Genomic DNA, 21,153 nt, shown 5'->3' on the forward strand with positions numbered 1-21,153 from the left:
GGACGAAGACAAGCAGGCAGCGCTTACTGCACGCGCCATTTCTGGTAGTGACGCTCGATGCGCCTGAATACAAAGCTCTCCATCAGCCAGGCAATCAGGCCGATCACGACAATGCCCAGCAGCACCTGGCTGCTGTTGCCGATCTGGCCGCCCGTGGAGACCATCCAGCCGATGCCCTGGGAGGCGCCGATCATTTCCGCCGCGACCAGTGCCCGCCAGCCCTGGCTGAAGCCAATGCGCAAGGCGGCGGTCACGAACGGCAACGAGGCCGGCAGGTAGACGTGGGCCAACAGTTGCCAGGCGTTGGCACCCAAGGTGCGTGCCGCGCGGACTTCACCGCCGCGAATACTCTGCACGCCCTCCTGGATGGTCACCGCCATGGGGAACATCGCAGCAATGAAAATCACCAGCACGATGGACACATAACCCAGGCCGAAAATGATCATGATCAGCGGCGCCCAGGCAATCGGCGGGATGGCCATGAACAGGCTGTTGAGCGGCGAGATAAAGTCGCGAAAACGCGAGGACAGGCCAGCGCCAGTGCCCAGGGCAATCGCAACGATCACCGCCGCGCAAAAGCCCCCCACCTCTTCAAGCACACTGGCCTGCAGGTGCTGCCACAGCGAACGGTCGCCCAGCCAGCGCACCGCCTCGCGGGCAACGTCCCAGGGCTGCGGCAGGATGTAGGTGGGAAAGCGGCTCGCCAGGGCGATCCAGATCAACAGCAGGAATGGCAGCGACGCCCATCCCCAATTCGGTTTTGGCAAGGACATGACGGACTCAGTGCGCGGCTTTTTCGAGGTAGGAGGTATCCACGATCTGATCAGTCTTGAGCGTGGTCTCGATAAAGCCCAGGTCGTGGGAGTAATCCATCAGACGTTGGATGAACTGGATGTCCGACGCCTGCAAATCCGCCGACCAGCCCAGCCGGGTACGGGCCTGGGCGACGATGGCGTCCGGGGCGATGGTCTTGCCGTCAGTGCCTTGCACTGCTTCAAGCTTGAAGGCCTCGGCGATGAGCCGGTTCGACTCGGCGGGATGCTCATTGAGGAAGGCGATGGCCTTGCGATGGGCACGCAGCAGCTTCACCACATCATCCGGGCGCTCCTGCAAGGTTTTCGGCAGGGCGATCACCACGTACCACGGGTACTGGGGCAGCGCCTGGTTGAGGTCCAGCAGGATCCGGCTCGAACCACGTAACACCGATTGGCTGACGAAGGGCTCCCAGGAAAATGCCGCGTCGACGACGCCGCGTTCCAGGGCCGCGTTCATGTTGCCCGGCGGCATGTCGATGATGTCCAGGTCCTTGTCAGGATCGAGCCCGGCCTTTTCCTTCAGGACATAGCCGCGCAGCAGCACATCCATGCCGCTGCCCTTCTTGACCCCGGCCAGTTTCTTCCCCTTGAGCGCATCCAGGCTAGTGATCGGACTCTTGGCGTCGACAATCACTGCAGCCTGACCGTAGTTGACCTTCGCCAGGATCCGGCTTTGCAGCCCGCGGGAAAACCACTGGTACACCGGCGGCGTGCCGACATAGGCCACATCCAGTTCACCGGCGGCCAGCGCCTGCTGGATCACCGGGCCATCGCCCAATGCCTTGAGGTCGACGTTCAAGCCTTCCTCGCGGTAGTAACCCTGTTTGTCGGCAATCAGCGCCGGGGCGTTGGCCATGGCGAAGACGTACCCCACACGCAAGGGTTTCTCCTCGCCCGCCACGGTGAATGCACTGCCTGCCAACGTGGCAGCAGACAATGTAAAGGCAAGCAGCGAACGTTTGATCATGCTGTCAGCTCAAGTCGAGGGATGGGGTGAGCAATGGCCTGAGGCGCGTCCATCACCTGGGCAATGCGCGTCATCAGTTCATTGCGGTAATCCAGGAAGGCCGGCAGGCGGCGGGTTTTCAGGTTGCTGCGGGGGCGCGGCAGGTGGATCTCCAGCTCGCTATGAATACCGCCCGGCGCGATGTTGAGCACGACGACCCGATCGGCCAGGAACACCGCTTCGTCGATGTCGTGGGTGATGAACAACACCGTCTGGCCCAGTTCGGCCCAGATGCGCAACGTCTCTTCGTTCATGCTGTTGCGGCTGATGGCATCGAGCGCGGCGAACGGCTCGTCCATCAGCAACACGCTAGGCTCCAGTGCCAGGGTCCTGGCCAGGGAAACGCGCTGTTGCATGCCGCCGGACAGCTGGTGCGGCAGCCGATGCGCCGCATTCTCCAGACCAACCAGGCGCAGGTACTGCAACGCCTGGGCGCGCTGCTGCGATTCGTCGATTCGAGCGCTCATCCGCAGACCGAAACGGACGTTTTCCAACGCGCTCAACCAGGGAAACAGTTGCGGTGCCTGGAACACATAGCCCAATTCCGAACGCTCCGGACGTACCGCTGTCTGGTTGATCGTGATACCGCCGCTTTGCGGTTGCACGAACCCCGACAACAAGTTCAGTAAGGTGGTTTTGCCACAACCGGATGGCCCCAAGATCGCGACGAACTCGCCAGGCTTGGCATTCAGGCTGAAAGCGGAAAACACGGGGTGCCCATTGGGGTAACTGAAGCTGATGTCATCGACCGTCAGGGCATCGGCTTGCGGCTGTGCGTAAGGAAAGGTTTTGAGCATGGCAAGTGTCGTCAGGTCGTTTACAATGGGAACACCTGACATAATACGTATTAATACAAGTAGTCCTAATAACCTATTTTTATAACCTTAGAAGTGAAGGCACCTTGCCCCGCTCAAGGCCATGGAAGCTGACCGTGTCCACGTCCATTCTTCGCGACAGCACCACCTCGCTCTACGAACAGATCGCCCATCAGCTGTTGGAGGAAATCCAACGCGGCGACTACGAACCCAGCGGCAAGCTGCCGTCCGAGGCACAGTTGGGCGAACGGTTCGGGGTGAGCCGCGTCACGGTTCGCCTGGCGGTAGGCAAGCTCAGCGAAGACGGCGTGGTGGAGCGCAAGCAAGGCAAAGGCACCTTCGTGGCGGCCAAGCAGGTACGCCACGGCCTGGATGCGTTACGCAGTTTTCATGAGGCGTTGTTACTGCAAGGGCTGCAACCAAGCATGCAGGTGGTCAGCCATGCCCTGCAGCCCGTTCCAGAGACCCTGCGTGGTTTGTTTGAGGAAGCAGACGACTGCCTGCTCCTGGAGCGGCTGCACTTCGTCGATGACGAACCCATCGCGTTGGGACGCAGCCACTTACCGGCAGCGCTGGCCGGCGTGGCCTGGGCGGAAGTCGAACATCAGCCGATCTATTCCATTCTCGAGTCGATCACCGGCCTGGCGGTCACCCGTGCCGACCTGGCGATCCGTGCGCAGGAAGCCGACAAAAGCCTAGCCAGCGCGTTGCAGGTCAAACGCGGCGCCGCGCTGCTGGTCATGGAGCGCACGTCCTATTTTGCCGACGGCCGCTGCTGCGACCGCACGACGTTTTTCATCCGCCCGGAACGCTATGCCTTCATCCTTAGCGGTGTTTTCAAATCCACGACGGCCAATTGATCTCGACGGATTACGCGTCAACGTGATGAGGCGGCAGGGCCTGGCCTGACAAAGCACTGTTCCATGACCCGTTGCCCCCATTGCTGCCCTTCTTGCTCCAGCTCCAACTTGAACCCGAAATCCTCGTACAACTTGCGAGCAGCGTCGAGCCCCTGAAACGTCCAGAGGCTCGTTGAACTGAAGCCCCACTCGTCACAGAACTGCATCGCTTCAGCCAACAGACGCCTGCCAGCGCCCTTGCCTCGCGCCGAATCATCCAGAATGAAGCAACGCAGCACCGCACTGCCGCCCTCGCCTTCGCCGTCGATGGCGATCGAACCGACCACTCGTTCGCCATCCAGGGCCACCCAGACCTCGTTGCGCGGGTTATGCAGACGCCCCATCAGCTCGGCCATGTCCGATGCAACCAGGCTTTCAAACGGCTGGCCGAAGTTTGAATGCCTTGCGTAATAGTCCGCATGCATTTGCACAATGCGGCCGATGACGCCAGGACGGTAGCCACGCGCAATCTCCAACTGCGTCGGCGCAGGCGGCTCTGTACCGAGTCGATGGGCGTGCAGTGCGACGGCATAGCTGGCAATCCCCTCACTCACGGTCTGACATTGCTCGCTGGATAAATGCGACATGGCCGCGACAACCTGTTGCGTGGCGAAAGTATCAATGGTTCGAAGAGTGTTTTGCCCCTGCACGGTGAGTCGCAATCGCTTGGCGCGTGCATCCTGTTCATGGGCAATTTCTTCGATCTCGCCGGCCTCGATGAGCTTGCGAACCATCCGGCTTACGCTGGATTTTTCCAGGCCAAGCAACTCGACAAGCTCGCCCGCGGTCAGGGACTCACGATTGCCGAGCTCCACGATTGTGTGCACCGACGACGGCGGATAATCCGTCGCAGCCAGCGTGCTGTGCATGAACCCCAGCTCGCGCACCATGAGACGCGACGCCGAACGGATGTTCTCAATCAGATCTGGTGGGCAATGGTTCACGGCGGACCTCGGACAAAATGAGCGATTAGTTGTATTGCACAACTAAATACTCATCAGTGCACTCAGTCAAGCTTCCCGGTCCAATTCCAGGATAACGTCAAGACCTTCCAGGCCCATGGCATTGCCGCCATGCCTTCATGTTGCTGGCATGCGCGCTGGTGGGGGTAATTGCGATTGGCTGAGCGCCAGTTGCTGGCTTATCAGCGATAACGTTCGGGGCTTACAGAGGCTCTGCGGTCTGGATGAGCGAGTTCAACACCAGCTTGATTTCAACAGCCGGGTCTTTATGCCCTTGCAATATCAGGCCTTCCGCCAGGGCGGTGAAGGTCTTGGCAAGCGCGGCGTAGGCCAGGGGCGGCTTCTTGCCAGCATGATTGAATATGATGGTAATCAACTTGCCCAAGGCCTCGCTGTTTTCCTCATGCAAGTCGTAGTAATGCGGCGAGAACTCTTCATCGCGCAGGGCGATCAATTGCAACTCGGCATCGAGGATCGCACAGCGGGTATTGTTCTTCAGCGTATCGATATAGGTATTCAAGCCGTGGCTCAACTGCTCCGCCGAGTATCCCGATGCCAGGGTCGTACTCAATCGGTCGATCTCAACTCGCTTGAAGCGTTGAGTCAATTGCAGCAGCAAGTCCGATTTACTTGAAAAATTTGAAAAAAAGGCGCCTTTGGAAAAGCCGGCCTCCTCGGCAATAACGTTGACGCTGGCGGCATGAAAGCCTCTTCGGATCATCAGCTCAGTGGCTGTGTCGAACAATCTGTCTCTTGTTACTTGCTGGCTCTCTTCTCGACCTAGTCTCTTTTTAATCACGCCCTCGGCTCCTTTGGCCAAACAAAATATCTACGTGTAACTGGATGCAACGAATCGACGCCTCACTGTACGGAACCCGTTCTCGCCATCATATCTTATACGCGCCTTGTTCAATCATTTACATTTTAACTTTCAAAAACCGCCATGTATGTGCCATGTAGTTGGAGCAACCGGCAGGGCACGCTAGATGAGCCGGTGGCCACAGTTTTTGCCGGTGTACAGGCGAATTGAAATTTTCGTTTGCCCCCACTCGATAAGTCCCTGACGTGGTGTCGGGCGACTCAAACCGGATATTTTTCTGTCCGACACCCCACGCTGGAGCGTGAAAAAACGGGCATGAAGCCCGATGCAGAGCCATCAGCTCATCAATCCGACGAAATACCACTTGATTTTCAGATACCGGATGGTTTTTACTTGCGCCGTTGGTGGAGCCCAACGCCTGATCAGGGCATCGAGTCAGTGACACGGGTCTCGATGCGATGGCAGGTCACCTCACAGGAGCGGGATTTTAATGGAATATGCCTTCGTTACAGGCGCTACTGGCCTGCTCGGGAATAATGTCGTTCGTGCGCTACTAAAACGAAACATCAAAGTAAAAGCGCTGGTTCGTTCTGTAGAGAAAGCCCGAAAACAGTTCGGCAACCTGCCCGTGGAGTTGGTCGAAGGCGACATGCTCAATGTCGATGCTTTCGCCCATGCCCTGCAAGGGTGTGACGCCCTGTTTCATACGGCCGCCTATTTCCGCGACAGTTACAAAGGCGGGAAACATTGGCAAAAACTGTATGACACCAATGTGACCGGCACCGAGCGTTTGTTGCAAGCCGCTTATGACGCCGGCATCCGTCGTGCAGTCCACACCTCTTCCATTGCCGTGTTGAAGGGCAATCGGGATCAAGTGATCGATGAAACCATGTCTCGCAGTGAGTTGGAGGCTGACGATTACTACTTGAGCAAAATATTGTCCGAACAGAAGGTCCAGCAATTCCTGGCGCAGCACCCGGACATGTTTATCGCCATGGTCCTGCCAGGGTGGATGTTCGGCCCCGGCGATATCGGCCCTACTTCGTCAGGACAGTTCCTGCTCGACTTTGTCGGACAAAAATTGCCCGGCGTACTCCCCGGAAGCTTTTCCGTTGTCGATGCCCGGGACGTCGCCGAGCATCAAATCGCGGCCATCAGTCGCGGCAGGTCCGGAGAACGTTACCTGGCCGCCGGCAATCACATGGACATGAAGAGCATTTTCCAGGCGCTGTCCAGCGTCAGTGGCATAAAAGCCCCAGAGCGAAAAGTGCCTCTGTTCATGCTGCGAATCATCGCGCTTATCTATGAAGGTTACTACCGGATCACCAAAAAACCGGTGCTCATCAGTACCTCCACAGTCAAGCTCATGGAGCAAGAACAAGGCCGTACTCATTTCAGCCATAACAAAAGCTCACGGGAGTTGGAGTGCAAGTTCCGCCCTGTTGCTGAAACCCTGACCGATACCCTGGATTGGTATCGGAATAACAACTACACAGATGCTTAATTGAAACATTTCATATATAGCCTACCTCTGTAGTACTTTTTTTGACTAGCCATACACCCAAGGATTGAGAGAGGTTGGTAAATGAAAAGCCTTTCATATAAAGAAGGTTTTCTGCATCGCTTTGTCGGTTTTTCGGAATCGTTCCCCGAGCAAGTTGCTATTCGGCATCTGGACACGGAAGAAGATACCGTTACTTACCGAGAGTTGCACATCAAGGCTGAACAATGCAATGGCGCTCTTACAGCGCTTGGTGTATTGCCTGGCGACAAAGTAGCGCTGGTGCTGCCCAATGGGGTGGCATTCATCGCTTACTACTTGGCGATCATCGGGCGAGGCGCCATTCCGGTCATCCTCAACTACAAGTTGACCCCCTTCGAAATGGCCAATGTCGTCAGCCTCGCCAGGCCGACGCTCGTGGTCACGACCGAAGCGCTATGGGTGCAACACAGTGAGGTATTCCAGGCTGACAACGGTGTCAGGCACTCCCTGGTGCTGGACGGTGGGAGCGAACCGTCATCGCCCCTGCCCGCCAACGCAACGGCCCTCTCTCAACTGCCTTGCCAGATCGAACCCTTGTTGTTGCCCGAGGGCAATCCGATCGTCTCGGTACAATTCACCTATCGTGGCATCGGCAGGCCCCTGGCGGTTTCTCACCGTTATCTGGACCTGACGCAATCGAGCGACGGGCTGCATGAGCACTTTCATCTGCAAGGCGTCGGATCCGTTCATCTGGTGACGCTGCCGTTGTATGCCATCTTCGGCCTCTCCGTGATGATGGTGTTTCCTTTGAGCATTGGCGCCACCCTGCTAATGACCAACACCCTGCTCAATCGAGACCTCGCCGAAGTGCTGTCCGAGCATCAGGTCACCTTCGCCTGCCTGGTGCCCGACGTCATTCGCTACTTCAATACACGCCTGGCCAAGCGCAAAGGCGCGCTGTTGCCGCTGCACCCGCAGCTGATGATTTACTCGGGCGGCAGCCACCTGCCGGCCGATGAAGCCGAGAAGCTGGGGAAACTGCTGGGGTGCAATCCGGTGCTGCAAGGCTATGGGTTGACCGAAAGCATGCCGGTGATCGTCCAGAGCTCGATTGGCACGGTCCACCGTGGCGCCATGGGCCAGCCGATCAGCGGTGTGGAGCTGCGAGTCGTCGATGCCCAGGGCCAGGATGTGGCGCCTGGGCGCATCGGCGAACTGCTGATACGCGGCTCGATGGTGATCGACGGCTACAACGATGCCGAGGACACCAATGCGCGGTTCTTCCGCGATGGCTGGTTCCACAGCGGTGACCTGGTCTGGCGGGACGACGACGGGCATGTGTTTTTCTATTGCCAACGCCTGCGAATCTCGAAGATCAAGGCGCAGATGGTCGACCTGGTGGAAATCGAATCCGTCGCGCTCAAGCACCCTGACGTGCTGCGTGCCAAGGCCTATATCGTCCCGGACCACAAGGAAGTCAACGTGCTGCACCTGTGCGTCGAAGGGACCGGCGAGCTGACCCAGAACGCGCTGTCCACCCTGCTTTCGCGCGACCTATCGGGCTTCAAGCTGCCCAAGACCATCGAGATTATTTCTCTCAAGGAAGAGGCACATGCACGCTAACAGCACACAACCGGTCCTGGCCGTTTTCGACTTCGACGGCACATTGACCGACCGACACACGTTCTGGCGCTACATGCGCTACATCGTGGGCACCCGCTCGTTCTGGCTGCGGATCATTCCCCTGCTGCCCAAGATGCTCAGCGTGATCGTCGGCATCACCCCGCTGATGCAAGCACGGCTGGCCTTCATTGCCTGTTACCTGGGCGGCCTGTCGGTGGAGCAAGAGCGCGAGCATGCCAAGTATTTCATCAGCGAGCTGCTGCCGCTCTGGCTCAGGCCCGAGGCGATGCGGCGGCTGCAATGGCATCAGTCCATGGGGCACGTCACCGCGCTGGTGAGCAATTCGCCGGAAAACTACCTGATCCCCTGGGGCCAGGCGGCGGGTTTTGACTATGTGTGCGGCACCCGCCTGGCCACGGCAAAGAACAAGCTGACCGGCGGAATATCCGGTACCAACTGTGTAGAGCGAGAGAAAGTCACGCGGCTCAAGGGCTGCTTGAGCAACCTTGATGATTTTTACATTTATGCCTACGGCGATTCATCAGGCGACGATGCCCTGCTCGGCATTGCCAACTCTCCCTTCTACAGAAACTGGTACTGATCGATGAACACTCTGAGCACGTTGGCCCCCAAGCATTTCAAGCGACCTGGCAGCGCCCCGACCGTGATGATCGTCGGTGCCGGTCCTGTTGGCCTGTCCCTGGCAATCCTGTTGAAGAAATGGGGCGTGTCGTTCCGCATCATTGAAAGGAACGCCGGCCCCTCGACGGCGACCAAGGCGATGGCCATCCATTCCCGGACCCTGGAAATCTTTCGGGACCTGGGCGTTGCCGAGCAAGCCATCAGCGACGGCTTCACGATCAACCAGTTTTCGGTGCAGTCCAATGCCAAGCGGGTACTGAACTACAACTTCTCCTACCTGGACGCGCCCTATCCCCTGCTCCTGAGCCTGCCACAGCCGCAAACGGAGAAAATTCTCCTGGAGCGGCTCAAGGCGCTGGGTGCCGAGGTGGAGTGGAATACCGAACTGGTGGACATCGAAAACCTGCCGGGTTCGGTGAGCATGACGCTCAAGCATGCCGACGGCACCGACGAACACTTCACCAGTCGTTGGGTGGCCGCGTGCGACGGTGCTCGCAGCAACATCAGAAAACGCCTGGACATGACCTTCGAAGGCTCGTCCTACGACCGCTTCTTCATGCTCGCCGATGCCGATATCGAGTGGTCCGGAAGCAAGGATGAGGGCGCATTCTTCCTGGGTGCGCAGGACGGTTATGTGGCCGTTGCACCGATCAGTGCTCAATCGCGTTATCGGCTGTTCATCGAAATGCCCTACAACCTGCCGCCAGAAGGCGAGCGCCCATCCTTGAGCCTGGAGAACTTCCAGCGCTTGTGCGAAGGGCGTGGGCAAAAGATGACGCTGTCCAACATTTCATCGACCACCATCGCCTCTTTCCAGCATCGCCGCGTGCAATCGATGCAGCAAGGCTCCGTGTTTCTGCTGGGGGACTCGGCGCATATCGGCAGCCCCATCGGTGGGCAATGGATGAACCTAGGGGTTTCCGAGGCCTACAACCTGGCCTGGAAAATGGCCTATGTCGATCAGGGCCTGGCGAACCCGTCCTTGCTCGACAGCTACAACGAAGAGCGCTACCCGGTTGCCCTGGAAGTCGAGAACACCGCCCACCGGCTGACGGGGCTGATTACAGTCCAACGTCGCGCCCTGGTGTGGTTGCGCGACAACGTCCTGCCGCTGTTGAGCAACCGTAAAAAGGCCCAGCGCAAACTGCCGTCGATGATTTCCGGTCATCAATATCACTATGAGAAAAGTGACTACATTCAAGAATCGCTGACGAAGAAGCAGCGCAAGAACTGGAGCAAGAAAGGGAAAAAACCCGAGTTCCAGACCGCACCGCCTCGCGCCGGGCAACTGGCGCCCGATGTCGAACTGTGGCAACTGCAAGGGATGCCAACAAAACGCTTGATCGACTTGTTCCACGGGACATTCACGCTGTTGATTTTCAGCGCGGCCGATCAGTTTTCGCCGTTGTTGCCAGGCTACTACACGCTGGCCAAGTCGGTGGAAAAGGACTACCCAGGCATCAAGGCCTACTGCGTGATCGACGCCCTGAGCGGCGCCGGCCTGCCGGCTTGGCACTCGACGTTGCTGGACCCCGATTGGCGGCTGCATAAGCGCTACCACGCCAAGGAAGGCACGATGATGCTGATTCGTCCTGACGGCTATATCGCTTTCCTCGGCGCCGATGCAATAACGCTGATGACATACCTGAACGTAAGGTCCGGGTTGCTCAAAGGCGCCAGAACAACAATATCTTGCGAGACCGAAGCAGTGGAACTCCAACTTTAAGTCGCTCCATGGCTACTGCCAGTTTGATTAATTGATATAAACAAGGCCCCGCCCTGGGCCATGATTTTTGATCTTTCTTACTTAAAGAAATATCGACCGACTTGGTTAGGAGAATCTTATGCGCTTGCAACTTAACGATGTTGTGCAGGAATTCATCGTGTCCAATGGGAGAATAGCCCATAGCTATTTCTCTCTTTCCGAAAAAATCATTGATTCACTGTGCGAATCCAATGTCGCCAAAGAATCGATATTACTGCGTCTCTTGGAACAGGCTGAAACGGTCACTGCGCATTATTTCAATGCTCATCAACAAGTCCTTGAAGGCGTTTATGCCAATGGGACCGAAGCTGCCGTCAACAAGAGTGTTCCCGTGCTGGAACCGGCTCATTCGAACCCGACCATACCGGCGCCGACGCCTGTCGTCGAAGCCGCCGCAGCCGTCGAAGAGACAAATGCACTCAGCTACGGGCAATGGTTGCGTGCGGAAATCAGCACGGTCACCGGCTTCCAGGCGCAACAGATCGACTTCGACCAGAGCTTCGAGAGCCTGGGGATCGATTCGCTGGGGCTGGTGGATATTTTCGAATCCCTGGCCCAGCACTTCCCGGAAAAGAAAGACCTGACCTCGCAGCTCTTCGACGCCCCTACCCCAACCGCTTTGCTGGCGCGGCTTGAAGCCGATCCGCAGGCGCCAGCGGTGGACGTCCAAGCGTGGGTATTCGAGCAATTGGCGACCATCACCGGCTTTACGGTCGAGCAGATCGACCCGACACAAAGCTATGAAAGCCTGGGCCTGGATTCGCTGGTGCAACTGGACTTCCTGGAGTCGGTAGTCGCCATGTGGCCTCAGCTCAAGGCCCACAGTTCCGAACTGGCCAACGCCAAGTTCCCGCAGGCAACCATCGCCCTGATTCAAGCCGCCCTGGCCGATCCCCAGCCGCAGGCGGTGCCTGGCGACGAGCCTTCACCGGCCACAACGAACACTCAAGGGCAGGAAGAAAACCTGCTGCTCAACGCCCTGTCTCCGTTGATCCCGGACGCCGCGCAGTCGATCGACATCCAGACGCCGTTCGCCCAACTGGGTCTCAACGGCTTTGCCCGAGAAGCGCTCTGCCAATCCATGGCGCAACAGTGCTCTGCCAGCGAGTTTGCCGGTGAAGCGCTGATGTCCCGTCGCACGCCCCAAGATGCCCTGTCGTTGCTCGCCAGGCTGAGCTGACCGGTAACGAGCGACAGGAATGGAATCCGGGTGATCGAACAGGTCACCCAGCTTTTTTGCGATCAGGGAGACAGGGTATGAGTGGCGCAGTCACAACAACGGGCGATTTTTGCTTCAGCGCGATGGCGGGCGAGTTTCCGGGGGCGCCGTCCACGGATGCGCTTTGGCAGTTGCTCTCGCAAGGGCAGATCGCACCGATCGAATCCATGCCGGCACGCTGGGAACTGGACAAGGCGTCGATCTATTCAAGCACGACCGGGGAAAAGGATCGCATCTACCTGGACAGCGCTTTTTGCCTGACCGACGACGCCTCGACCCCATCACGGCACGAAGGACGACAGGTCGCCATCGGCAAGAAAGTGCTCCAGGCGCTGCTCACCCAACTCGCTGGACAAGGCTCGGCGCTGAATAGGGAGCGCACCGCGCTGGTGGTCGCGACCTCCTGGAGTGACGAGAGCTATTTCGTCACCGGCATGTCCGGAAAAACCGACGCACCGGCGGGCTTTACACCGGGCGAACAAGTTGCAGAACTGGCGGCGGCCTTTGCCTTGGGTGGGCCGGCGTTATCGGTAGACACCGCGTGCAGTTCGTTCCCCTATGCCCTGGATATGGCCCAGGCGCTGGTCAACAGTGGCCAGGCGGACAACGCGATTGTCATGGCCCTCAACACCGTGCTGCCACCGGCACTGTTCCTGGGTTTCTCGCAATTGACGGCCTTTTCCGCCCGCGCGCGGATGGAAGCGTTCGGCCAGGACGCCGACGGCATCGTGCCGGGCGAATGTGCCGTGGCCTTTCTGGTCGAACCGGTGGCCCAGGCCCTGACGGCGCAGCGCCGTCCCCTGGGCGTGCTGCGCGCCTTGGGCATGTCCGCCGACGGCGCCGAAGGCTCGGTGTTTGCGCCAGGCAAACAGGCCCAGTACTCGGCCTACCAACGTGCCTATCGCGGCCTTGATCCACGGGACGTGGACTACATCGAGACCCACGGCACCGGTACACCGCTGGGGGACGCAACGGAGCTGGCCTCGCTGAACAGTTTCTTTGCCCCCCATCGCCCAGACGGCAAGAAAATCACCATCGGTTCGATCAAGTCGGTCATCGGTCATCCCCTGGCCGCTGCCGGCGGTGCTTCGCTCGCCAAGGCGTTGATGATACTGCGCCATAAAGGCATTCCACCGCAGCCCGGTTACCGCCCCAGCACGAAGGTCGACGAGACCTGCCTGCGACTCGCCACCCAACAGGTACACCCGCTGGAGGAGCGTCAGTCTGCAATCCGCATTGGCATCTCCAGCTTTGGTTTCGGCGGTGCCAACGCGCACCTGGTGGTGGACGAATACATTCCCGCCGACCGCCCTGCCACGCCCCCGGCGAGCGCCAGTGGCGTGGTAATGCTCGACCTTGCCATTGTCGAGGCCGAAGCAGCGCTGGGCAGCCACCGTTCCTTGCAGTCATTCCAGCAGCAACTCGATCAACCCGCCGCGCCCTCGGTCATGTTCCCCTATGGGCGCTTCGTTGATTACACCCCGGCGCCCGGTCAACCGTTGCTGGGCAAATTCCTCGCGCAAGACCACGTCATCGATATCGATGGCTTTGGCATGGGTCCCAAGCCATTGGCTCATGTCGACCCGTTCAAGCTGTTGATCACCGATCGCGTCAATCATCTGCTGCGACGTTTGCCAGGCGTGGCCGGTTCGCCCGGCACAGCGATGGTCATGTGCTGCAACATGGGTGGCGAGCGCTTCAGCAATGCCTACAGCAGCGCCCACACCTTCTACTCCCGGGCGCAAGGTGCGGCACCGGGCGTCGAGGTGACGGACGTGGCAACCATGCTGCCGAACATGTTGTCCGGCTACCCGGCGCAGATTTTTGACTTCAAGGGTTTCCATCAGACCCTGGTCGGCACGGCGGGACTGTTCTGGCAAACCTTGCTGGCCTCGCCGCAATGGTTCAACGACGGCATCACCACGCTGCTGCTCGGCGCAGGGCGTTTTGTCAGCGGTGAAATCGAGGTCGAGCGCGCCCGGAGCAGCACGATCACGCAAGGTGAAGGACTGGGGCTGATCGCGCTGCGTCGCTATCAACCGGATGCCGCAGACAAACCCTTGCTGGTGATCCGCGCGGCGGTCCTCGCCCACGCTGCCGACTCGTTGGAAGAGGCTTGCCAACGGCTGGGCAAAGCGCCGAGCGACTATGCAGACGTTGAGGTCTGTCAGTTGCAGCCTGCTGCGACACCTGCCAGTGGATCACTGCAGGAGATGACCGGTTTCCTGGCTGAAGCCAGTGGCATCGAGACCCTGTTGGCGGTGATGTTGAAGGGCGCGACCCATTCCGTGATCGAGGTACGCGACGCCGGCAAGACGGTGATGTGGCTGTTTACCGAAAAGCTTCGCCAATGGAGCCCGACGGCGGCCGAAGCCAGCTCGCCCATCAAGCATCCCTTCATGTTGCGCTTTGCCCATTCGTCATCCCACGAACTGCAGCAGGTCATCACGCCTGCCCGACCTGTCAGCCTGGTCCGCGAACCGCAGAACGATGGCGTCGACGTGCAGCAACTCAGCGACTTGCTCACCAGTACCCTGCTCTCCGGGCTGCGGGTGCGGGTTCGCGCCATGGAAGGCCTGTTCGCCCTGCACCGTGGCGACACAACCCAGCGTCCGACGCACTGGCAGCGCAGCGCGAAACATATCGTGATCGCCAACGCCCAGCGCAGCCCACAGTCACTGCACGCCCAGCTGGTGGTGGATGAGGCGCACCCGTACTTCTTCGATCATCCCCTGGATCACGTCCCGGGCATTTTGTTGCTCGAGGGGGTGCTGCAACTGATCGAACTGGCCATGCCGCCTCTGAGCGGACGAGTCGCCTACATCAAGAGCCTGACGATCAAGTTCCAGCAATACGTGCAGAAGCAGGGCGTGATCGATCTGCATGTCGAGCAAGGCCAGGATCCCCAGGTGTTCAATGCCAAGGTCATGCAAGATGGAAAAGTGATGTGCACCTGCGTCTTGGGGATGGGCTACAGCTCGGCGTTCGAGACATTGCCAGCCAGCGAATTCACCGCCACGCCCTGCCGTAACAAGGCCCTGTTGCACAAGGCCAGGGAGGAGAACGTCATCGTCAGTGAGATGAGCAGCGTCGCCCAGGGCCTGAGCGTGGACACGTTGAAACTGCCGCCGGAACACTTCTTCCACGCCGGTGATCCCGAGCACTATTCGATGGTGTATTTCCTCGAAGTCGCTCGCCAGTGCTACATGCAGATCGCCCACAGCCATCTGCGGATTCCACTCAATACCCCGATGAATCTGCTGGCCTTGAGCTTCACCCTGGATCGCCCCATCCCCAGGAACAGCCCGCTGTCATTGGCGCCGCAAGCCGGCTTTGATGCGGCGCTCCAGGCATTCAAGACCAACCGCATCTATATCGACCTGTTCAACCGGGGCGAAAAAATCGGTCAAGCGAGCATTACCGCTCAGGTGCTGAGTCAATCCGCACCGGCGGCCTGAGCATTGAATGGATCTGCCCTCCAGCATGACCGTGTCCCCCACAACCAAGGTGTCGCCGTGAACGATGTCAAAGTGCAAGTCATAGTCAAATCGCCTCCTTCTGAAATCTGGAAGATCTGGAGCAATTTTGCAGAAGCGCCGTTATGGGATACCGACGTTCGCCAGTGTCAACTCGACGGCCCGTTCCAGGTTGGGACGCGCGGCAAATGTGTGCTCAAGAATGGCTTGAACATGCCACTGAAACTGGAAGCCGTGAGCCTGCACGAAAGCTATCGCAACAGCGCACGGCTGCTGTGGATCGACCTCGAATTCGATCACCAGATGCGCAGGATTTCTCCCGATGAAACCCATGTCATCCATAGCGCGAAGATTTCCGGGCCGTTGAGTTTTCTGTATCGCGGACTGCTGCGCAAAGCGTTGACCGCAGCGATGACCACGGCACTGGACAACCTGTGCACGCTGGCTGAACAACGGGCCATCGGCGCCCCAGGACACGAGAAAACCGCGACGCCTTTGCACCTCGTGTGAATGCCTCCCGGAAGCACGCGTGCAGAACGCGCCTTCCCGGACTCGCTTTGCTTACTTATCGATAACAGCACATTTCGGATCTAGCATGAACGTACAGAAAAACACCCAGTATCTGCTCATGGCAATCGTTGGCCTGGGGGCTATTGCCCCAGCATCGAGTTTCGCCGACAACCTCGGCCCCTATGTCAGTGCCATGGGTGGCGTGAACTGGGTCTCTAATCAGGACCTGACCCAGAACAACAACGAATTCGTCGAGATGGAATACAACCAACCGCTGCACTCGGGCTACGCCACCGGGCTGGCACTGGGCTGGCGGTTCCCGGTCGGGCTACGGCCCGAGGTGGAGCTGAGCTATCGCCGCAACACCATGGACCAGTTCAATAACCGAATCTACGAGGGCGGCAGCAGCATTGAGGGCAAAGGCGAACAGGAAGCCACCAGCCTCATGGCCAACCTCTGGTATGACATCTCGAACCTGCCGGCCCCCTTGAGCCGCTTCACACCTTATGTCGGCGGTGGCCTGGGCTACGCCGTGATGACCATCACAGGCCTGGAAGCGGGCGGCGTCGAGTTCGGCGGCACCCATCGCGACACCGTCACGGCCTGGCAACTCGGCGCCGGCGTCGCTTACGAACTCAGCGAACATTGGTCCATGTCCCTGGATTATCGCTACTTCAAGACCGGCGAAGCGAACTTCGGCAAGATCCAGGGCCTGCCCCCGGCTGATGTGGAAACCGAATACAATGCCCAGTCCTTGATGGTCGGTTTGCGGTACTGGATGTAAGCGCTGGACGGATCGGCGCCTGTCCTTTGACAGGCGCCGATTTATCATCATGCTGACCTAACACTGTCCTGCGTGAATCAAATTTCTAGATCGAAAGCGCAAAGCGGCCTCCACCCTCGATTTCCTCGCTACCCAACAGCGCTTCAGGCACAAACCCGCACCGTTCAAGGACCTTCCTTGAGCCGACGTTGCTCTCATAAACATAAGCCACCAGTTGCGTAAGCTCCCAACGTATCCGTGCCGCCTCGATCAGGTGTTTCAGGGCCTGCGTTGCCAGCCCTTGCCCGCAAACGCGTTGATCAATGCGATAGCCCACTTCGGCGCAACCGTGTGGTGAGTGGATGCTTTTCAGGTTCGCTCGCCCGACGATTCTCCCGCTGGAATCTTCGATCACAAAGGGGGGGGCTGCGCAGCAGCCCCAAAAAGGCTGAATGCGGTCGGCCTGAAACACCACAGTGTCAGGGTTCAGGGCTGCTGCGCAGCCCAGCGGGGATAAATCCCCTCGCCACAAGGTTATTCATTTGACGCGGGCATAAACGAAAAATGCTCCGTACCTTTCGATACGGAGCATTTCTTCAAGACTCCCACTGATTGCCAGGTATTCACGCCTGGTTCAATCGCCTGCAGAATTCAGAGGGATTCTGCAGTTCCTATCGGGGAGTCGGAACGGAACCTGCCTGGCGTCCTTCAGGCGTTCTGGTTCCAGGGACGGTCTCCATGCTCGTCCTTGATGCGCGTCGGCAAGCCCATCACATCCAATGCCTCGAGGAACGCCTCGGCGGGCAGCTCCTCGACGTTGACCATGCGCTGCACGTCCCACTCGCCACGGGCTACCAGCAAGGCTGCGGCCACGGGTGGCACGCCTGCGGTATAGGAAATACCCTGGCTGTCGGTTTCGGCGTAGGCGTCCTCGTGGTCGGCCACGTTGTAGATGAACATCTCGCGCGGCTGGCCATCCTTGACGCCCTTGACCAGGTCACCGATGCAGGTCTTGCCGGTGTAGCCCGGCGCCAGCGAACTCGGATCAGGCAGCACGGCCTTGACCACTTTCAGCGGCACGACTTCCAGGCCTTCGGCGGTCTTGACCGGTTGCTCGGAGAGCAGGCCGAGGTTCTTCAGTACGGTGAACACGTTGATGTAGTGCTCGCCGAAGCTCATCCAGAAACGCACGTTGGGCACGTCGAGGTTCTTCGACAGCGAGTGCACTTCGTCGTGGCCGGTCAGGTACAGGTTCTGCGAGCCTACGACCGGCAAGTCGTCGGTGCGCTTGACCTCGAACATGGTGTTGCTGGTCCACTGGCTGTCCTGCCAGCTCCACACCTGTCCGGTGAACTCACGGAAATTGATTTCCGGGTCGAAATTGGTGGCGAAATATTTGCCATGGGAGCCGGCATTGACGTCAAGAATATCGATCGAATCAATGCGGTCGAAATGCTGTTGCTGCGCCAGTGCCGCATAGGCATTGACCACACCCGGGTCGAAGCCCACGCCGAGAATGGCGGTGATGTTCTTTTCCTGGCACTCCTGGAGGTGGTTCCACTCGTAGTTGCCGTACCAGGGCGGCGTCTCGCAGACCTTGCCCGGTTCTTCGTGGATGGCGGTGTCCAGGTAGGCCACGCCGGTATCGATGCAGGCACGCAGCACCGACATGTTGAGAAAGGCAGAGCCGACGTTGATGACGATCTGCGACTCGGTTTCGCGAATCAGCGACTTGGTCGCTTCGACATCCAGAGCGTTCAGTGCAAAGGCCTTGATGTCGGCGGGTTGCTTGAGGCTACCCTTGGCCTTGACGCTGTCGATGATGGCCTGGCATTTGGAGATGTTGCGCGACGCGATAGCAATACGACCGAGTTCGTCGTTGTGCTGCGCGCACTTGTGGGCCACCACCTTGGCGACACCTCCTGCACCAATGATAAGTACGTTCTTCTTCAATTTCTTCATTTCTCCTTCCGCCAGCTCAAGACAGGCTGGACAGATAGTCGTCGTAAACAAACTCGCGAACCACCTCGACGCTGCCGTCGAGTTGCTTCACTACGATGGACGGCATTTTCAGGCCGTTGAACCAGTTTTTCTTGACCATGGTGTAGCCCGCTGCGTCGATGAACGACAGCCGATCGCCGATGGACAGCGGACGATCGAATTGGTACTCGCCGAAAATGTCTCCGGCCAGGCAGGATTTGCCGCACACCATGTAGGTGTGTTCGCCCTCGCTCGGTGCCAGCTTGGCGTCCAGGCGATAGATCAGCAGATCGAGCATGTGTGCCTCGATGGAACTGTCCACCACGGCCAAGTGCTTGCCGTTGTAGAGCGTGTCGAGCACGGTGACTTCCAGCGATGCACTCTGGGTGATCGCGGCCTCGCCCGGCTCCAGGTAGACCTGCACGCCATATTTTTGCGAAAAGGCCTTGAGCCGTGCGCAGAAGGCGTCCAGGGCGTAGCCTTCGCCGGTGAAGTGAATGCCGCCACCGAGGCTGACCCACTCGACCTTATGCAGCAAGTGACCAAAGCGCTCTTCGATAGTGCCCAGCATCTGGTCGAACAAACCGAAATCGCCGTTCTCGCAGTTGTTGTGGAACATGAAACCGGAGATATGCTCGATGACTTGCTCGATTTTCACCGGATCCCATTCGCCCAGGCGGCTGAAGGGGCGCGCCGGGTCGGCCAGCAGGTAATCGGAGCTGCTCACTTGCGGATTGACCCGCAGGCCACGGACCTTGCCGGCCGTCGCCTCGGTGTAGCGCTGCAACTGGCCGATGGAGTTGAAGATGATCTTGTCGCAGTTGGCGAGCATCTCTTCGATTTCATCGTCAGCCCAGGCCACGCTGTAGGCGTGGGTCTCGCCAGCGAACTTCTGCCGGCCGAGCTTGAGCTCATAGAGCGACGACGACGTGGTGCCGTCCATGTACTGCTGCATCAGGTCGAACACCGACCAGGTGGCGAAGCACTTGAGCGCCAACAAGGCCTTGGCCCCGGACTGCTCACGCACGTAGGCGATCTTCTGCATGTTCGCCAGCAGCTTTTGTTTGTCGATAAGGTAGTACGGGGTTTTGATCATTTTCGAGGCCTCCGGGCAAGGCGAGCCAAAAAAGGATGCGCATTGTGCCTTCACTGACTGCAGATCGAAAGAGCGAAAAGCCCCGTTCACGCAATCACCCTCATCCAGGCCCACGCTTTGCGATAACCGGACATACCGACTGCCCAGGCGATGAAATGCTGGATGATCGGGTAAAGAAGGGGTCACCGAAGAGGCGTCGATGCTCGAAATCGAGCCATCGCTGATAGACGGCAATGGGCAACAACCGTCCGTGATCAGTGCTGATGCATCAGGCCATGCAGAACGCCGAACCTCAGGCCCGGCTCGGAAGCAATCATCTGCGAGATACCGAAGACCTTGAATGCCGCCAGCATGATCGCCAGACCACCGGGCAGGATGCCCAGGCGATGGCTTTGCAAGCCGGCCAACCTGAGCTGCTCGACATGGCCGACTTCCAGCAACCGCAGCGACAGACGCAACAATCCACCGTAGGTAATGCCGCCTTGCCCACCATCGTTGAAACCATTGGCCTTGAGCACTTTGGCCAACATCCGCGCCGTACCGGAAGAACCGATTGCCTGCTGCCAGCCCTGGGCGCGATAACCCGCCGCGACTCTTTCAAACTGCAGGACAGCCACTCGCTCCGCCTCCAACAGCGCCTGGGCGGTGATGCATCCGCCCCGAAAGTAACGCGCACCAAAGGTGCCACTGCCGATGGCGATGCTTTCCGTCAGCAACGGTTGAGCGCCCTGCCCCAGAATCAATTCGGTCGAGCCACCGCCGATGTCCACCACCAGCCGCGTGTGCTCGACACCGGGCACCGTATGGGCAACACCGGCGTACACCAGCCGGGCTTCTTCATGCCCGGACAGCACGTCGATCCGAAACCCCAGGTGCCGCTCGGCACTGGCCAGGAACAGCTGGGCATTCGCCGCTTCGCGCACGGCACTGGTCGCCACCGCCCGCACCCGTCCGGCTTCAAAGCCACGCAGTTTCTTGCCGAATCGAGCGAGAGCCTGCCAACCCCGATCCAGCGCCAGCTCGTCCAAAGCCCCGGCCTGCAGGCCCTCGGCCAATCGGACCGGCTCACGCAGGGTCTTCACTTCCTGGATCACCAACTGTCGATTGCGCTTGACCGACTGGCCAATCATCAGGCGGAAGGCGTTAGAGCCCAGGTCAATGGCCGCGAACAGGGGGGCGTCGCCTTTCATAGCGGTGTTCCTTGATTCATCAGCCAGCAGGCACAAGCGCTGCCGGACTTCCCACGATGGTTTGCGAGGATCCTGCCACGGCTTCGATG

General features: G+C 59.1%; 17 protein-coding genes and 1 pseudogene. 9 read left to right on the forward strand and 9 right to left on the reverse strand.

Going from position 1 to position 21,153, the window contains the following annotated elements:
* Positions 1-23: 23 nt before the first annotated feature.
* Genes B0E42_RS07330 through B0E42_RS07340 form a run of 3 tightly spaced genes read right to left on the reverse strand, consistent with a single transcriptional unit; the run spans position 24 to position 2,618 of the window.
* Positions 24-773, reverse strand: a complete 750-nt coding sequence (locus tag B0E42_RS07330; RefSeq protein WP_053179194.1) for an ABC transporter permease — start codon at positions 771-773, stop codon at positions 24-26.
* 7 nt (positions 774-780) lie between these two features.
* Positions 781-1,782 (reverse strand): ABC transporter substrate-binding protein, encoded by a 1,002-nt coding sequence (locus B0E42_RS07335; protein WP_053179191.1) that lies wholly within the window; start codon positions 1,780-1,782, stop codon positions 781-783.
* Positions 1,779-2,618: an ABC transporter ATP-binding protein gene (locus B0E42_RS07340; protein ID WP_053179189.1), complete on the reverse strand. Its 840-nt coding sequence runs from the start codon at positions 2,616-2,618 to the stop codon at positions 1,779-1,781. The genes B0E42_RS07335 and B0E42_RS07340 overlap by 4 nt, the downstream gene beginning before the upstream one ends.
* Positions 2,619-2,752: 134 nt before the next feature.
* Here B0E42_RS07340 and B0E42_RS07345 point away from each other — a divergent pair, with 134 nt between their 5' ends.
* Positions 2,753-3,496 carry a GntR family transcriptional regulator gene (locus B0E42_RS07345; RefSeq protein WP_053179187.1) on the forward strand — a complete coding sequence of 248 codons (744 nt, stop codon included), beginning with the start codon at positions 2,753-2,755 and terminating at the stop codon, positions 3,494-3,496.
* A gap of 17 nt (positions 3,497-3,513) precedes the next feature.
* Here the strand turns inward: B0E42_RS07345 and B0E42_RS07350 are convergent, their stop codons facing one another.
* Positions 3,514-4,425 (reverse strand): helix-turn-helix domain-containing GNAT family N-acetyltransferase, encoded by a 912-nt coding sequence (locus tag B0E42_RS07350; protein WP_077506109.1) that lies wholly within the window; start codon positions 4,423-4,425, stop codon positions 3,514-3,516.
* 274 nt (positions 4,426-4,699) lie between these two features.
* Positions 4,700-5,296, reverse strand: coding sequence for a TetR/AcrR family transcriptional regulator (locus B0E42_RS07355; protein WP_024619328.1), 597 nt, complete (start codon positions 5,294-5,296; stop codon positions 4,700-4,702).
* Between the two features lie 511 nt (positions 5,297-5,807).
* Here B0E42_RS07355 and B0E42_RS07360 point away from each other — a divergent pair.
* The 8 genes from B0E42_RS07360 (at position 5,808) to B0E42_RS07395 (ending at position 16,819) form a co-directional block, all read left to right on the forward strand.
* Positions 5,808-6,821 (forward strand): SDR family oxidoreductase, encoded by a 1,014-nt coding sequence (locus B0E42_RS07360; RefSeq protein WP_014338495.1) that lies wholly within the window; start codon positions 5,808-5,810, stop codon positions 6,819-6,821.
* An 81-nt stretch (positions 6,822-6,902) separates the two neighbouring features.
* Positions 6,903-8,423, forward strand: coding sequence for a class I adenylate-forming enzyme family protein (locus B0E42_RS07365; protein WP_018603842.1), 1,521 nt, complete (start codon positions 6,903-6,905; stop codon positions 8,421-8,423).
* Entirely contained in the window at positions 8,413-9,024 is a 612-nt protein-coding gene (locus B0E42_RS07370) for an HAD-IB family hydrolase (protein ID WP_053187761.1), read from the forward strand. Before B0E42_RS07365 ends, B0E42_RS07370 begins: the two co-directional genes overlap by 11 nt.
* A 3-nt stretch (positions 9,025-9,027) precedes the next feature.
* The gene (locus B0E42_RS07375; protein WP_053179181.1) at positions 9,028-10,791 is read left to right on the forward strand and encodes an FAD-dependent monooxygenase; all 1,764 of its coding nucleotides are present in this window, start codon (positions 9,028-9,030) and stop codon (positions 10,789-10,791) included.
* A gap of 118 nt (positions 10,792-10,909) precedes the next feature.
* Positions 10,910-12,010, forward strand: a complete 1,101-nt coding sequence (locus B0E42_RS07380; RefSeq protein ID WP_053179180.1) for an acyl carrier protein — start codon at positions 10,910-10,912, stop codon at positions 12,008-12,010.
* A gap of 77 nt (positions 12,011-12,087) precedes the next feature.
* Positions 12,088-15,507, forward strand: coding sequence for a beta-ketoacyl synthase N-terminal-like domain-containing protein (locus tag B0E42_RS07385; RefSeq protein WP_077506110.1), 3,420 nt, complete (start codon positions 12,088-12,090; stop codon positions 15,505-15,507).
* Positions 15,508-15,564: 57 nt separating this feature from the next.
* Positions 15,565-16,035 carry an SRPBCC family protein gene (locus B0E42_RS07390; RefSeq protein ID WP_018603832.1) on the forward strand — a complete coding sequence of 157 codons (471 nt, stop codon included), beginning with the start codon at positions 15,565-15,567 and terminating at the stop codon, positions 16,033-16,035.
* 85 nt (positions 16,036-16,120) lie between these two features.
* On the forward strand, positions 16,121-16,819 hold the full coding sequence (locus B0E42_RS07395; RefSeq protein ID WP_077506111.1) for an outer membrane protein: 699 nt from the start codon (positions 16,121-16,123) through the stop codon (positions 16,817-16,819).
* Between the two features lie 85 nt (positions 16,820-16,904).
* Here B0E42_RS07395 and B0E42_RS07400 read toward each other — a convergent pair.
* The 4 genes and pseudogenes from B0E42_RS07400 to B0E42_RS07415 all read right to left on the reverse strand — a co-directional run.
* Positions 16,905-17,261 (reverse strand): annotated as a pseudogene (locus tag B0E42_RS07400) (GNAT family N-acetyltransferase); the annotation flags it as partial.
* 245 nt (positions 17,262-17,506) lie between these two features.
* Positions 17,507-18,751, reverse strand: a complete 1,245-nt coding sequence (locus B0E42_RS07405) for a saccharopine dehydrogenase family protein (protein ID WP_018603827.1) — start codon at positions 18,749-18,751, stop codon at positions 17,507-17,509.
* 25 nt (positions 18,752-18,776) lie between these two features.
* Positions 18,777-19,874, reverse strand: a complete 1,098-nt coding sequence (locus B0E42_RS07410; RefSeq protein WP_077506112.1) for a carboxynorspermidine decarboxylase — start codon at positions 19,872-19,874, stop codon at positions 18,777-18,779.
* Positions 19,875-20,128: 254 nt separating this feature from the next.
* Complete coding sequence (locus tag B0E42_RS07415) at positions 20,129-21,064, reverse strand: phosphatase (protein WP_077506113.1); 936 nt, start codon at positions 21,062-21,064, stop codon at positions 20,129-20,131.
* Between the last annotated feature and the right edge of the window lie 89 nt (positions 21,065-21,153).

Origin of the sequence: Pseudomonas sp. A25(2017), from assembly GCF_002001065.1 — a bacterium.
Taxonomy (GTDB): domain Bacteria; phylum Pseudomonadota; class Gammaproteobacteria; order Pseudomonadales; family Pseudomonadaceae; genus Aquipseudomonas; species Aquipseudomonas kilonensis.

What these genes read in the sequence shown, in the direction of transcription:
- B0E42_RS07380 (WP_053179180.1), top strand. Translation starts at nt 10,910, where the DNA reads ATGCGCTTGCAACTTAACGATGTTGTGCAGGAATTCATCGTGTCCAAT.
- B0E42_RS07375 (WP_053179181.1), top strand. Translation starts at nt 9,028, where the DNA reads ATGAACACTCTGAGCACGTTGGCCCCCAAGCATTTCAAGCGACCTGGC.
- B0E42_RS07365 (WP_018603842.1), top strand. Translation starts at nt 6,903, where the DNA reads ATGAAAAGCCTTTCATATAAAGAAGGTTTTCTGCATCGCTTTGTCGGT.
- B0E42_RS07385 (WP_077506110.1), top strand. Translation starts at nt 12,088, where the DNA reads ATGAGTGGCGCAGTCACAACAACGGGCGATTTTTGCTTCAGCGCGATG.
- B0E42_RS07340 (WP_053179189.1), bottom strand. Translation starts at nt 2,618, where the DNA reads ATGCTCAAAACCTTTCCTTACGCACAGCCGCAAGCCGATGCCCTGACG.
- B0E42_RS07410 (WP_077506112.1), bottom strand. Translation starts at nt 19,874, where the DNA reads ATGATCAAAACCCCGTACTACCTTATCGACAAACAAAAGCTGCTGGCG.
- B0E42_RS07335 (WP_053179191.1), bottom strand. Translation starts at nt 1,782, where the DNA reads ATGATCAAACGTTCGCTGCTTGCCTTTACATTGTCTGCTGCCACGTTG.
- B0E42_RS07330 (WP_053179194.1), bottom strand. Translation starts at nt 773, where the DNA reads ATGTCCTTGCCAAAACCGAATTGGGGATGGGCGTCGCTGCCATTCCTG.
- B0E42_RS07415 (WP_077506113.1), bottom strand. Translation starts at nt 21,064, where the DNA reads ATGAAAGGCGACGCCCCCCTGTTCGCGGCCATTGACCTGGGCTCTAAC.
- B0E42_RS07395 (WP_077506111.1), top strand. Translation starts at nt 16,121, where the DNA reads ATGAACGTACAGAAAAACACCCAGTATCTGCTCATGGCAATCGTTGGC.
- B0E42_RS07370 (WP_053187761.1), top strand. Translation starts at nt 8,413, where the DNA reads ATGCACGCTAACAGCACACAACCGGTCCTGGCCGTTTTCGACTTCGAC.
- B0E42_RS07360 (WP_014338495.1), top strand. Translation starts at nt 5,808, where the DNA reads ATGGAATATGCCTTCGTTACAGGCGCTACTGGCCTGCTCGGGAATAAT.
- B0E42_RS07350 (WP_077506109.1), bottom strand. Translation starts at nt 4,425, where the DNA reads ATGGTGCGCGAGCTGGGGTTCATGCACAGCACGCTGGCTGCGACGGAT.